14 protein-coding genes are annotated in these 12,419 nt (G+C 55.6%); 8 read left to right on the plus strand and 6 right to left on the minus strand.

The genetic code is table 11. The features are described from left to right. Positions 1-7: 7 nt before the first annotated feature. Positions 8-1,552: a 2,3-bisphosphoglycerate-independent phosphoglycerate mutase gene (gene gpmM / locus AC1RKG_RS22575; RefSeq protein WP_493183747.1), complete on the minus strand. Its 1,545-nt coding sequence runs from the start codon at positions 1,550-1,552 to the stop codon at positions 8-10. A 298-nt stretch (positions 1,553-1,850) separates the two neighbouring features. Between gpmM and AC1RKG_RS22580 the strand changes: the two genes are divergently transcribed. The 5 genes from AC1RKG_RS22580 to cysE all read left to right on the plus strand — a co-directional run bounded on the left by AC1RKG_RS22580 (position 1,851) and on the right by cysE (position 5,039). Further along, positions 1,851-2,285, plus strand: coding sequence for a rhodanese-like domain-containing protein (locus tag AC1RKG_RS22580; protein WP_020837580.1), 435 nt, complete (start codon positions 1,851-1,853; stop codon positions 2,283-2,285). A 28-nt stretch (positions 2,286-2,313) separates the two neighbouring features. Beyond that, the gene (gene grxC, locus AC1RKG_RS22585) at positions 2,314-2,562 is read left to right on the plus strand and encodes a glutaredoxin 3 (protein ID WP_012147490.1); all 249 of its coding nucleotides are present in this window, start codon (positions 2,314-2,316) and stop codon (positions 2,560-2,562) included. Between the two features lie 59 nt (positions 2,563-2,621). Next, positions 2,622-3,092, plus strand: a complete 471-nt coding sequence (gene secB / locus AC1RKG_RS22590; RefSeq protein WP_020837579.1) for a protein-export chaperone SecB — start codon at positions 2,622-2,624, stop codon at positions 3,090-3,092. After that, positions 3,092-4,111 (plus strand): NAD(P)H-dependent glycerol-3-phosphate dehydrogenase, encoded by a 1,020-nt coding sequence (gpsA, locus tag AC1RKG_RS22595; protein WP_256814474.1) that lies wholly within the window; start codon positions 3,092-3,094, stop codon positions 4,109-4,111. The genes secB and gpsA overlap by 1 nt, the downstream gene beginning before the upstream one ends. A gap of 106 nt (positions 4,112-4,217) precedes the next feature. Next, positions 4,218-5,039, plus strand: coding sequence for a serine O-acetyltransferase (cysE, locus tag AC1RKG_RS22600; protein ID WP_046374883.1), 822 nt, complete (start codon positions 4,218-4,220; stop codon positions 5,037-5,039). A 63-nt stretch (positions 5,040-5,102) separates the two neighbouring features. Here the strand turns inward: cysE and AC1RKG_RS22605 are convergent, their stop codons facing one another. From AC1RKG_RS22605 to cpxR, 5 genes are all read right to left on the minus strand, one after another. Beyond that, positions 5,103-5,774: a DUF3313 domain-containing protein gene (locus AC1RKG_RS22605; RefSeq protein ID WP_020837576.1), complete on the minus strand. Its 672-nt coding sequence runs from the start codon at positions 5,772-5,774 to the stop codon at positions 5,103-5,105. Between the two features lie 133 nt (positions 5,775-5,907). After that, positions 5,908-6,657, minus strand: a complete 750-nt coding sequence (locus tag AC1RKG_RS22610; protein WP_130016868.1) for a CHAD domain-containing protein — start codon at positions 6,655-6,657, stop codon at positions 5,908-5,910. Positions 6,658-6,719: 62 nt separating this feature from the next. Then, complete coding sequence (gene trmL, locus AC1RKG_RS22615; protein WP_130016869.1) at positions 6,720-7,193, minus strand: tRNA (uridine(34)/cytosine(34)/5-carboxymethylaminomethyluridine(34)-2'-O)-methyltransferase TrmL; 474 nt, start codon at positions 7,191-7,193, stop codon at positions 6,720-6,722. A 63-nt stretch (positions 7,194-7,256) separates the two neighbouring features. Then, positions 7,257-8,630 (minus strand): envelope stress sensor histidine kinase CpxA, encoded by a 1,374-nt coding sequence (gene cpxA / locus AC1RKG_RS22620; RefSeq protein WP_020837572.1) that lies wholly within the window; start codon positions 8,628-8,630, stop codon positions 7,257-7,259. Further along, positions 8,627-9,325, minus strand: coding sequence for an envelope stress response regulator transcription factor CpxR (gene cpxR / locus AC1RKG_RS22625; RefSeq protein WP_004953234.1), 699 nt, complete (start codon positions 9,323-9,325; stop codon positions 8,627-8,629). The genes cpxA and cpxR overlap by 4 nt, the downstream gene beginning before the upstream one ends. Before the next feature lie 148 nt (positions 9,326-9,473). Between cpxR and cpxP the strand changes: the two genes are divergently transcribed. From cpxP to pfkA, 3 genes are all read left to right on the plus strand, one after another. Next, positions 9,474-9,968, plus strand: a complete 495-nt coding sequence (cpxP, locus tag AC1RKG_RS22630) for a cell-envelope stress modulator CpxP (RefSeq protein WP_041415106.1) — start codon at positions 9,474-9,476, stop codon at positions 9,966-9,968. A 287-nt stretch (positions 9,969-10,255) separates the two neighbouring features. Beyond that, positions 10,256-11,158, plus strand: a complete 903-nt coding sequence (fieF, locus tag AC1RKG_RS22635) for a CDF family cation-efflux transporter FieF (RefSeq protein ID WP_046374885.1) — start codon at positions 10,256-10,258, stop codon at positions 11,156-11,158. Between the two features lie 232 nt (positions 11,159-11,390). Beyond that, entirely contained in the window at positions 11,391-12,353 is a 963-nt protein-coding gene (gene pfkA / locus AC1RKG_RS22640) for a 6-phosphofructokinase (RefSeq protein ID WP_020837567.1), read from the plus strand. The last annotated feature ends 66 nt before the right edge of the window (positions 12,354-12,419 follow it).

The following is a 12,419-nucleotide window of genomic DNA, read 5'->3' on the forward strand; positions in this document are numbered from 1 at the left end:
GGAAGGATTATTCCACGATGAACAGCGGCTTACCAGTCATCTCTTGCGGGATTTCCATTCCCATCAGCGTCAGCATGGTCGGCGCGATGTCCGAAAGCTTGCCGCCGTTGACTGCGCGGGCAGGCTTGCCGATGTAAATCAGCGGTACCGGAAGGCTGGTGTGGGCGGTGTGCGCCTGACCGGTCGCCGGATCGCGCATTTGCTCGGCATTACCGTGGTCGGCGGTGATCAGCAGTTGCCCGTCGACGGCTTTCACCGCTTCGACGACCTGGGCGATGCAGCCGTCCAGCGTTTCCACCGCTTTCACTGCCGCGTCGTAAACCCCGGTATGACCCACCATATCGCCATTTGGATAGTTGCAGATGATGGCGTCGTACTTGCCGCTGTTAATGGCGGTCAGCAGTTTGTCGGTCAGTTCGGCGGCGCTCATTTCTGGCTGCAGATCGTAGGTCGCGACCTTCGGTGAGTTGATCAGCACACGTTCTTCCCCGGCAAACGGCTCTTCAACGCCGCCATTATAGAAGAAGGTGACGTGGGCGTATTTTTCGGTTTCCGAAATGCGCAGCTGGGTTTTGTCGTGCTTCATTAACCATTCGCCGAAGGTGTTGTTCAACGATGCCGGCGGATAGGCGCAGGGAACTTTGATGTCGGCCGCGTATTCGGTCAGCATCACGAAATCACCAAAGTTGATGACTTTGGCGCGTGGGAAACCGTCGAAATCCGCATTTACGAAGGCACGAACGATCTGGCGTGCGCGATCGGCGCGGAAGTTCATGAAAATCAGTGCGTCGCCGTCGTGCAGTTCGGCCGTGGCCTCCCCGGCAGTCTGGAGAACGGTCGGCTTGACGAACTCGTCGTTCTCGCCGCGCTGGTAAGCGGCCTGCAGGGCAGCAACGGCGTTGTCGGCGACAAAGTCGCCCTTGGCCTGGGTCAGTAAATCATAAGCCAGTTGAACGCGATCCCAGCGGTTGTCGCGGTCCATGGCGTAGTAACGGCCGATCAGCGATGCGATACGCCCGCAGCCGAGGCTGGCAAAGGCATCGCTAAAGCGTTGCAAGGAGGATTCAGCACTGCGTGGCGGGGTATCGCGACCGTCGAGGAAGGCATGCAGATAAACGGCTTTTGCACCGCGTTGCGCGGCCAGTTCAATCATGGCCAGAATATGGTCTTCGTGGCTGTGCACGCCGCCCGGCGACAGCAACCCCATGATATGCACTGCTTTGCCGGCCTGCACGGCCTTATCGACCGCTGCCGTCAGCGTTGGGTTAGCGAAGAAATCGCCTTCTTTGATTTCTTTATCCAACCGGGTCAGATCCTGATAAACGATGCGCCCGGCCCCCAGGTTGACGTGGCCGACTTCCGAGTTGCCCATCTGACCGTCAGGCAGGCCAACATCCAGCCCGGATGCGGCGATCAGCGTGTGTGGCTGCTGTTGCCACAGGCGATCCATCACCGGCGTTTTGGCGTTCACAATGGCGTTGTCCTGTTGCTCCTCACGGTGGCCGTAACCGTCCAGGATCACCAGTACCATCGGTTTTTTGTTGCTCGACATTGCATTAACCTCATTATGAATTTTAAGTTGTGAATAGCCATCTGCCCGATGCCGGAGTGATGGCTATTCACCCTAAAAACCGGCCGATTTTACAACGCCGACGGTTAAAAAGAGCCCAGAGAGATCAAAGTTGCGGTCAACAAGGGCGGCTTTTAGGCTGTGGCGCAGAGAATTTCTCAGCGTAGCCCGCAGTTTCTGCACTAGCACTTGCTTATTGGCTGTATTTGCTGCACTCGGCAGGTATACTCTGGAACCTTGAGTTATTTTTTCCTTAAACTGACGGGAGTTGTTACACCCCATGCTGCAAGAAATTATGCAATTCGTTAGCAAGCATCCCATACTGAGCCTGGCTTGGATCGCCCTGCTGGTTGCGGTGATCGTCATGACCTTCAAGAGCAGTTTCTCCAAGGTGAAAGAGATCACCCGTGGTGAAGCCACCCGACTGATTAATAAAGAAGATGCCGTTGTGGTGGATACCCGCAGCCGTGATGATTTCCGCAGAGGCCACCTGGCCAACGCGATTAACCTGACCGCCAGCGAAATCAAAAGCGGCAGCCTGGGCGAGCTGGAAAAACACAAGGCTCAGCCAATCATCGTGGTGTGTGCCAACGGCACGACTTCACGTGAGCCGGCAGAAAACCTGCACAAGGCGGGCTTTGAAAACGTCACTACGCTGAAGGACGGGATTGCCGGCTGGAGCGGGGAAAACCTGCCGTTAGTGCGCGGTAAGTAATTGTTTAACGTAGTTGAGGTGGTAATCCATGGCTAACATTGATATCTACACCAAAGCGACCTGCCCGTTCTGCCATCGCGCTAAAGCGCTGCTGAACAGCAAGGGCGCCGCGTTTAACGAAATCGCCATCGATGGCGATAATGAAAAACGCGAAGCGATGATTGCGCGCAGTGGGCGCACCACCGTGCCTCAGATTTTCATCGATGGCCAACATATCGGCGGCTGCGATGATTTATATGAACTCGATGCTCGTGGTGGTCTGGATCCGCTGCTTTAAGCGGGCCGCTACCGGTTACTGAGTGTCAATAAGGACGTTTAACCAAGGGTATTACACACATGTCAGAACAAAACAGCACAGAGATGGCTTTCCAGATTCAGCGCATTTACACCAAGGATATCTCCTTCGAAGCGCCAAAAGCGCCGCAGGTTTTCCAGCAGGAATGGCAGCCAGAAGTTAAACTGGATCTAGATACCGCTTCCAGCCAGTTGGCTGACGAAGTGTATGAGGTTGTACTGCGCGTAACCGTGACGGCGTCTCTGGGCGAAGAAACTGCGTTCCTGTGTGAAGTGCAGCAGGCGGGCATCTTCTCCGTAGCGGGCATCGACGGCACGCAGCTGGCGCATTGCCTGGGCGCATACTGCCCGAACATTCTGTTCCCGTATGCGCGTGAGTGCATCACCAGCCTGGTTTCTCGCGGTACATTCCCGCAGCTGAACCTGGCACCGGTTAACTTTGACGCGCTGTTCATGAACTATCTGCAGCAGCAGGCGGAAGGCGAAGGTGCCGCACCACATCAGGATGCCTGATGAACAGCGTCAATGCTTCAATGACAGTGATCGGTGCCGGCTCGTACGGCACCGCATTAGCTATTACGCTGGCGCGTAACGGCCACTCCGTGGTGCTCTGGGGCCATAACCCCGAGCAGATTCAAAAAATGCAGCACGATCGCTGCAATCAGGCCTTTCTTCCCGACGTCACCTTCCCCGATACGCTGTTGCTTGAAGCCGATTTGGCCCGTGCGCTGGCGGCTAGCCGCGACGTGCTTGTGGTGGTGCCAAGCCATGTATTCGGTGATGTGCTACGCCAGTTGAAACCGCACTTGCGGTCGGATGCCCGTATCGTTTGGGCGACCAAAGGGCTGGAGGCAGAAACCGGTCGGCTGTTGCAGGACGTGGCGCGCGAAGCACTGGGCGAAGCCATTCCGCTGGCGGTGGTCTCCGGACCGACGTTCGCCAAAGAGCTGGCTGCCGGGCTGCCTACCGCCATTGCGTTGGCCTCTACCGATGCGCAGTTCGCCGATGACTTGCAGCAGTTGCTGCACTGCGGAAAAAGTTTCCGCGTCTACAGCAACCCCGATTTTATCGGCGTGCAGTTGGGCGGGGCGGTGAAAAACGTGATTGCCATTGGCGCTGGGATGTCAGACGGTATCGGGTTTGGTGCCAATGCCCGTACCGCATTGATTACCCGCGGCTTGACGGAAATGACACGCCTTGGCTCTGCGCTGGGTGCCGATCCCTCGACCTTCATGGGCATGGCCGGGCTGGGCGATCTGGTGTTAACCTGCACCGATAACCAATCGCGCAACCGCCGCTTCGGTATTATGCTGGGGCAGGGAAAAGGCGTGCAGGAAGCGCAGGACAGTATAGGTCAGGTGGTCGAAGGCTATCGCAATACCAAAGAGGTATTGGCGTTGGCGCAGCGGCACGGCGTTGAAATGCCGATTACCGAACAGATTTACCAGGTGCTGTACTGCCATAAAGATGCCCGCGAGGCCGCGCTAAGCCTGTTGGGGCGGACCAGAAAAGACGAAAAACACAACGCTTGACCTATAAAATAGAATGCGGGGCGGCATGCTGACCCCGGCAACTGAATTGGGCTGCCTGATTGCTATGCGATGAGGCAGCCTGTTTTGCAAGGCGGAGAGGAACCTGATGTCGTCAGAAGAGTTAGAGCAGGTCTGGAATAGCATTAAATCAGAGGCGAGAGAGCTGGCTGAGTGTGAACCGATGCTGGCTAGCTTTTATCATGCGACGTTGCTCAAGCACGATAACCTGGGCGGTGCGCTCAGCTATATTCTGGCAAACAAGCTGGCAAATCCCATTATGCCGGCCATTGCGGTGCGTGAAGTGGTGGAAGACGCCTACTTAGCCGACCAGCAAATGATCGCTTCGGCCGCCCGTGACATCCTGGCCGTGCGCCTGCGAGACCCGGCGGTAGATAAATATTCAACGCCGCTGCTGTACCTGAAAGGTTTTCATGCGCTGCAGGCCTACCGTATCGGCCACTGGCTGTGGCTGCAGGGGCGGCAGGCATTGGCGATATATCTGCAGAATCAGATTTCGGTCGCTTTCGGCGTGGACATCCACCCGGCGGCCACGATTGGCTGCGGCATTATGCTTGACCACGCTACTGGTATCGTGATCGGTGAAACTGCCGTAGTAGAAAATAACGTGTCTATTCTGCAGTCGGTTACCCTTGGTGGTACCGGAAAGACCAGCGGCGATCGCCATCCGAAGATCCGTGAGGGCGTAATGATTGGCGCCGGGGCTAAAATTCTCGGCAATATCGAAGTGGGTAAAGGCGCTAAAATCGGTGCTGGCTCGGTGGTGCTGCAGTCTGTACCTGCGCATACGACCGCCGCGGGCGTGCCTGCACGCCTCGTCGGCCGGCCAGAAAGCGATACGCCGTCGATGGATATGGACCAGTACTTCAACGGTACTAATCACGGCTTTGAATACGGTGACGGGATTTAATCCGGTGAGTTGACGAATAAAATCGGGGGAGCTTTGGCTCCCCTGATTTGTTTCTTCGCAGGGTTAACCCTGTTTAGGGAAGTTGGTGATGTCTTTAACCATGTCGTCGATCGCTGCTTTGACGTCTTCCGCTGTTACCGGTGAGCTGTCGTTGCTGACGGTTTTACCATAGGCTTTACGAGCGACTTCCAGCACCGTTTTGCCGGTGTCCTGATCGATCAATTCACCTTCGATATACAGCGTGGTGTTTTGGGTTCTGTGACCGCTGGCTGCCATGGTGCTGGCAACCACAGCCGCGACCGGTACCACCTCATAGAATTTCATATCTTCGTTTTCTGCAGACACTGCGGTGATGGCGAGTTTAGCCACCAGCACGCGTGACCCGGCCGGACTATTGAGTACGGTAAAGCGATCTTGAAGCGCGGTTTTAATCCGCTGAGAAGCGTAAGCCTTTATTTTATTCAGCGTATCTTGGCTAACGCGCGTCGTCGGTTTTTCAGCAGGGAAATAGACTACTGGCTCAAAATACAGGCCGCGGTAGTTGGACTCTTTGTAGCTTGGGTCGATCCAGCGCAGCGTTTTGTGGCCGCTTGGTGATGTGGTTTCCTGCAGTTTGCTGTAGTCAGACAGGAATCCCGAGTACTGATCCGTTTTGGTTACTTTGGACGAACAGCCCGCCAGTAACAGGCCCGCTGCCAAAACCGCCATGGCAACGCCCAAACGTTGTTTTTTCATACGATTTCCTATGATGAATGTCGATTACCCTTACAAAACATAGCTTATTATCCTCCGGGGCAGTGAATGTTTTCGGCGCTCGCCGTGCCCTGTTTCTGCATTCTTTTGACAGTATCGTGATACGCCGCTGGTTTTAGGCACTCAGCGTTCGCGAAAGTGAAAGCAGTGCCTTTTCTGCTTGCTCCCGCGTCGTCTCCAGCGCCATTTGCCACTGCGGCAACAGCGGCCAGAGATCTTGCTGGTTTTCGGCCTGCAGGCACCAGACAAAACGATCGTGCCAATCTCCGAGTGCGCTTTGTGCCGTTTTCAGGCTGGCGACGGTTTCAGGCGTGATGAGGGAGAGTTGAGAATAGGCTTCGGCAACATAACGCAGACGCTTAACCAGCAGGCGCAGTTGGTGCCGATCGTAATGTATGTCGGCCAATGCCAGGCGTAGCTGTTTTACCTGGAGGCGCAGGCGGAGGGCAACACGACGTTTGATGTGTCGGGGTTGAGTTCGGCGGAAGGTTTTTGGCCAGATATGTAGCAGAGTGGGAAAATGGGTCAGCAACGGCTGTGACATCAGCGCGAGTTTGCGGCGGTGCAGCTCGGTTTTGCGCGTATTGGCCTGCCATGCCAACTGATGCAGTTCCAGTTCGGCGATCAGCACTTCCAGATCGCGTATCGGCGTAGTGATTTTTCCCAAGTCAGCAGCCGCGCTGCTGAGGCCAGTTACGCCGGGGATACCGCGTAATGGTCGCAGCAGACTTCTGATACGCTGCAGGTTGATGCGTACGTCGTGCAAGGCCTCAACGTCTGAGGTGTCCTGCAAACGCAGCAGCGCCTGATTCAGCGCGCGCTCGAGCCTGCGTATCTGCGCAATAATGCTCTTAGCCAAAGCCATGCGATGTCCCCGGAGAGGCAACCTTTCAGTATTATCGTCTCCGCAGGAGCGGTTGTCATTGATTAAGACTTAATCAGCGCGCCCGCGTAGTCCAACTGCCGCCAGGCTTCGTACACGACTACCGCGACAGCATTGGACAGGTTCATGCTGCGGCTTTGTGCCTGCATGGGGATGCGGATTTTCTGCTGTGCCGGCAAGGCGTCAAGGATCCCGGCGGGCAGACCGCGAGTTTCCGGTCCGAACAACAGGTAGTCGCCGGCCTGGTAGCTGACTGCGCTGTGTGCCGGGGTGCCTTTGGTGGTCAGGGCAAACAGACGCTGCGGATTTTCGCTGGCGATAAAGGCGGCGTAGTCGGCATGACGTCGGATACTGGCGAATTCATGGTAGTCCAGCCCGGCGCGGCGCAGGCGTTTATCGTCCCACGGGAAGCCCATTGGCTCTATCAGATGCAGTTGAAAACCGGTATTGGCGCACAGACGGATGATATTGCCGGTATTGGGTGGAATTTCAGGTTCGAATAAAACGATGTTCAGCATGTAAAAAGCCCCTCATGACGAGGGGCGCAGAATAGCAAAATCTTACCGGCCTGTCTTAGGCTATCAGCGTTGGTGGAGCGGTAACCACAGCACCAGACGCAGGCCGCCGAGCGGACTGTCTTCCGCTTTCACCCAGCCACGGTGCTGGTTAACCGCTGCCTCTACGATGGCCAGGCCCAGACCTGTCCCGCCGGATGCGCGATCGCGTGCTTCATCGGTTCGATAGAACGGTCGGAATATTTGCTCGCGATCTTCCGCGCTGACGCCGGGACCGTCGTCGTCGACCACAATGGTGATGCCTTGGTTGTCTGCGCTGAACGCCACGGCAATATGGGTGTTCGAATAACGCAGGGCATTACGCACGATATTTTCCAGCGCGCTATCCAGCGCACCGGCGTTACCGTACAGGGTCCACGGGCCGGGAGGGGAGGTGATCTCCAGCTGTTTGCCCATTTGTTCGGCTTCGAAGCTGGCGTCGTCCAACACGTCGGCCCACAGTTCGTTGGCCAGCAGCCGTTCACGCACCAACTCACTTTTCTGTTGCCCACGCGACAACACCAGTAAATCGTTAATCATCGAGTCCAGGCGCTGTGCTTCGGTTTCGATGCGTGCCAGCTCGTGCCCTTCGCCGTGACGACGGCGCATTAATGCCGTGGCCAGCTGCAGGCGGGTCAGCGGCGTGCGCAACTCATGCGAAATATCGGAGATCAGCCGTTGCTGAGCGGTCATCATGCGTTCCAACGCGCTGACCATTTGGTTAAAACTGGCGCCGGTCGCCAGGAACTCTTGTGGCCCGGCCTCCAGCTCAGGATGCTGTTTCAGGTTGCCACGTGCGACATCGTCCGCCGCATTCTTCAGCTTGCGCGCCGGTTTTGCCAGGCTCCAGGCCAGCCATAGCAGCAAGGGGGCGCTGATCAGCATAGTGACGATCAGCAGCAGCAGCGGCCGGTCGAACATCAGGTTGATAAAATCGGATTGTGGGCTGTTGGCAGGGCGGATCAGGTACAGCTGGTAGTTGTCTTCACCATCCCGCACCGAGAAAGGGCCGACCAGTTCGACACGGCCATATTTCTTCTTCTTCGGATGATCGGCGTTATCGGATTGGCCGATAAAATTGCGCACCAACTGCATTTCGTTGCGCTGCATGTTGCCAATCACCCGGCCTTCGCTGGTGACCAGCAGCAGGCGCTGCCCTGGCGGGGCCCATTTTTCAATGGCGCGGAATAAGCGTCGCCACCACATCAGATCGTTGGCCGGATCGTTTTGCAACTCGGCCTCGACGTGTTGTTCCAGCATCAGCCCCTGCCGCTGTTCGCTGTCCAGCAGCGAGGTCATTTGGCGGGAGTCTAACTTGGGCACCATCAACACCAACATCAGCACCAGAGCCAATGTGAACCAGAAAATGGCGAAGATGCGTGCCGTCAAACTGTTGATCATGTTGCAGATACCATTAAGTAACCCCGACCACGCAGCGTTTTGAACCACGGATGACCGTCTTTGCGGTTCGGCAACTTACGTCGCAGGTTGGAGATGTGCATATCGATAGCGCGATCAAAAGGCGTCAGCCGTTTACCCAGTACTTCCTGGCTCAGCAGTTCGCGTGACACCACTTGACCAAGGTGCTGCGCCAGCAGGTACAGCAGGGTAAATTCGGTGCCGGTGAGATCCAGCGTTTGGCCGTCGAAACTGGCTTCCTGGCGACCCGGATTGAGCTGCAGGCCGTCTACGTCCAGCGTTGGTGCGCCGGTATCGACATTCTGCTGTTGTTCGCTCCAGTTGGAACGGCGCAGAATTGCACGGATACGTGCCACCAGTTCGCGATCGTTAAAGGGTTTTGGCAGGTAGTCATCGGCGCCCAGTTCGAGGCCCAATACGCGGTCAAGTTCACTGCCGCGGGCGGTCAGCATGATGACCGGCGTCTGGTGGTGCTGACGCAGCTCTTTCAACGTATCGATACCGTTTTTCTTCGGCATCATGATATCGAGCAGCAGCAGATCGATGGAGCTGTCCAGTAGCGACAACGCCTGTTCGCCATCGTAAGCAACCACGATGGTAAAGCCTTCCATTTCAAGCAGTTCTTTTAACAGCGAGGTCAGCTCGCGGTCGTCGTCAACTAACAGAATTTTATTCATTATGTTTTACCTCCTGACGCAAAATACGTCATCAACTGTTGGCATTCCATGACTTTACGTAGTTTTACATGCACTGACGCATGTTTGCAGGTGCAGCAGTACACTGCTCCTCGTTGATTCGCAAAGTGAGAAAGCACGAGGAGTTGAAATGCGTAAGGTGACCGCATTAGTTATGGCATCAATGCTGGCAATAGGTTCTACCGCTGCGTTCGCTGCCGACACTACATCGGAAACTGCACCGACTCCCGGAAACGATGCGACCACCAGAACACCTGGCCAACACCACATGTTTGACGGTGTCAGCCTGACTGAGCAACAGCGCCAGCAAATGCGCGATTTAATGCGCCAGGCGCGCCACGATCTGCCAGGTGTCAATGTAGCTGAAATGGAAGCCATGCATAAGCTGGTGACCGCAGACAAATTTGATGAAGCCGCCGTGTATGCCCAGGCGGAACAGATGGCCCAGCAGCAGGTTAAGCGTCAGGTCGAAATGGCCCGGGTACGCAACCAAATGTATAACCTGCTGACGCCACAGCAAAAAAGCGTTTTAGACCAGAAACATCAGCAGCGCATGCAGCAGATGGAGCAACAGATTTCTGGTTTGCAGCAAACTTCTGCCCAGAAGTTAAGTACGACTGAGTAGTCCCCTGTTTTTTCCTTGCCATAGACACCATCCCTGTCTTCCCCCGCCATGATGGCGGGGTTTTTTTTATCCATCAATTACAGCTTGATAGCCCGCCAGGCAACTCTGCAAAGTTAAACCACAGAGTATGGACCATGACGACGCTTAGCGCCGGTCGCACGGATTGTTTGCATCGATATGGCGACATCCCTTCGCGATATGCACTGCGTTGGCGACGGTTATCTGAAGGGCTTTTTTGCTCACCATTCCGTTATACTGGCCCTCTGAACGTTTAACCGGGATGGGTTATGGAACCGCAATATGCGCGTTTGGTTAAATCCGCCGCGTTAGCGGCCACCGTTTTGGCCTCAACGCTGTTACTGATCAAAATTGTCGCCTGGTACCGCACCGGTTCGGTGAGCCTGTTGGCCGCGCTGGTGGATTCGCTGGTGGATATTGCCGCGTCGCTGACCAACCTGCTGGTGGTACGTTACTCGCTGCAGCCGGCCGATGAGGAACATACCTTCGGGCACGGCAAGGCCGAATCGTTGGCGGCGCTGGCACAAAGCATGTTCATTTCTGGCTCGGCGCTATTTTTGTTTCTCACCGGTTTTCAGCATCTGTACTCACCGGAAACCTTGCGTGACCCTGGCATCGGTATTGCCGTGACGATAGTGGCGTTGGTCAGCACCCTGCTGTTGGTCACCTATCAGCGTTGGGTGGTAAGAAAAACTCGCAGTCAGGCCGTCCGAGCAGATATGCTGCATTATCAGTCAGATGTCATGATGAATGGTGCTATTCTTATAGCGCTTGCGCTAAGCTGGTACGGTTTTCACCGGGCAGATGCGCTGTTTGCACTGGGAATCGGCGTCTACATTCTTTATAGCGCGCTGCGAATGGGTTATGAAGCCGTGCAATCGCTGCTGGACCGGGCATTGCCGGACAACGAGCGCCAGGCGATTATCGACGTGATCTCCTCATGGCCTGGGGTCAAAGGCGCGCACGATCTACGCACTCGCCAGTCCGGTCCGACGCGTTTTATTCAGCTGCATCTGGAGATGGACGATGCGTTACCGCTGATGCAGGCGCATATTCTGGCTGAACAGGTGGAACAGGCGCTGTTGCACCGTTTCCCGGGGGCTGATGTTCTTATCCATCAGGATCCTTGTTCTGTAGTGCCCGCGGGCCGACAGGGGCGTTGGGAGCTATAATTAATGCAGGACAACGGGAACTCGCACAGCGGATAGATAATGGCATTAGCTCCGCGTGCCATGACGCTTTTTTACCGCAATATTGCGTGACTTGAATCAATTCAGCTGGGTGTTTTTGCTATAATATCCAGCAATAAAGCCGTAAAGCTGGTTTTCTGCAGCCGGAGAGGTTTCAAGACAATCGGCGAATACAGAATTCTTAAGAAATTGCATCTACAGTTCAGAGGTAGTCATGATCAAGAAAATCGGTGTACTGACGAGTGGCGGTGATTCGCCGGGTATGAACGCTGCAATCCGCGGCGTTGTGCGTGCTGCACTTTCGGAAGGTCTGGAAGTTTTTGGTATTTACGATGGCTACCTTGGCTTGTACGAAGATCGCATGGAACAATTGGACCGCTATAGCGTGTCCGATATGATCAATCGCGGCGGCACTTTCCTCGGTTCAGCCCGCTTCCCTGAGTTCAGAGACGACAGCGTACGCGCCAAGGCAATTGAGAATCTGAAAAACCGCGGTATTGATGCGCTGGTGGTGATCGGCGGCGACGGTTCCTATATGGGCGCCAAACGCCTGACGGAAGAAGGTTTCCCTTGTATCGGCCTGCCAGGCACCATCGATAACGATGTGGCCGGTACCGACTACACCATCGGCTTCTTCACCGCGCTAGAAACCGTCGTGGAAGCTATTGACCGTCTGCGCGATACCTCATCTTCTCATCAGCGTATTTCCATCGTTGAAGTGATGGGGCGCTACTGTGGCGATCTGACCCTGGCGGCGGCGATTGCCGGCGGTTGTGAATTTATCGTATTGCCTGAAACCGAGTTCAACCGCGAAGACCTGGTCTGCGAAATCAAGGCCGGTATTGCCAAAGGCAAAAAACACGCGATTGTGGCGATCACCGAACACATCTGCGATATCGATGAGTTGGCTCGCCATATCGAACAAGAAACCAAGCGTGAAACCCGTGCGACCGTGCTGGGCCACATTCAGCGCGGCGGCTCGCCGGTAGCTTATGACCGTATTCTGGCTTCCCGCATGGGCGCTTACGCGATTGAGTTGCTACTGCAGGGCTACGGCGGTCGTTGCGTCGGTATCCAGAACGAGAAGATGGTGCACCACGACATCATCGATGCGATCGAAAACATGAAGCGTCCGTTCAAGGGCGACTGGCTGGATACAGCGAAAAAGCTGTACTGATCCCGCATTAATTCAGCTCGAGAAGCCTCCGCACGCGGAGGCTTTTTTTATGCCCGTGGTAGTTAT

The sequence above is a fragment of the Serratia sp. GW822-FHT06D09 genome (assembly GCF_058799515.1).

Coding starts and splice junctions, on each gene's coding strand:
- gpmM (WP_493183747.1), bottom strand. CDS start 1,552: ATGTCGAGCAACAAAAAACCGATGGTACTGGTGATCCTGGACGGTTAC.
- AC1RKG_RS22580 (WP_020837580.1), top strand. CDS start 1,851: ATGCTGCAAGAAATTATGCAATTCGTTAGCAAGCATCCCATACTGAGC.
- grxC (WP_012147490.1), top strand. CDS start 2,314: ATGGCTAACATTGATATCTACACCAAAGCGACCTGCCCGTTCTGCCAT.
- secB (WP_020837579.1), top strand. CDS start 2,622: ATGTCAGAACAAAACAGCACAGAGATGGCTTTCCAGATTCAGCGCATT.
- gpsA (WP_256814474.1), top strand. CDS start 3,092: ATGAACAGCGTCAATGCTTCAATGACAGTGATCGGTGCCGGCTCGTAC.
- cysE (WP_046374883.1), top strand. CDS start 4,218: ATGTCGTCAGAAGAGTTAGAGCAGGTCTGGAATAGCATTAAATCAGAG.
- AC1RKG_RS22605 (WP_020837576.1), bottom strand. CDS start 5,774: ATGAAAAAACAACGTTTGGGCGTTGCCATGGCGGTTTTGGCAGCGGGC.
- AC1RKG_RS22610 (WP_130016868.1), bottom strand. CDS start 6,657: ATGGCTTTGGCTAAGAGCATTATTGCGCAGATACGCAGGCTCGAGCGC.
- trmL (WP_130016869.1), bottom strand. CDS start 7,193: ATGCTGAACATCGTTTTATTCGAACCTGAAATTCCACCCAATACCGGC.
- cpxA (WP_020837572.1), bottom strand. CDS start 8,630: ATGATCAACAGTTTGACGGCACGCATCTTCGCCATTTTCTGGTTCACA.
- cpxR (WP_004953234.1), bottom strand. CDS start 9,325: ATGAATAAAATTCTGTTAGTTGACGACGACCGCGAGCTGACCTCGCTG.
- cpxP (WP_041415106.1), top strand. CDS start 9,474: ATGCGTAAGGTGACCGCATTAGTTATGGCATCAATGCTGGCAATAGGT.
- fieF (WP_046374885.1), top strand. CDS start 10,256: ATGGAACCGCAATATGCGCGTTTGGTTAAATCCGCCGCGTTAGCGGCC.
- pfkA (WP_020837567.1), top strand. CDS start 11,391: ATGATCAAGAAAATCGGTGTACTGACGAGTGGCGGTGATTCGCCGGGT.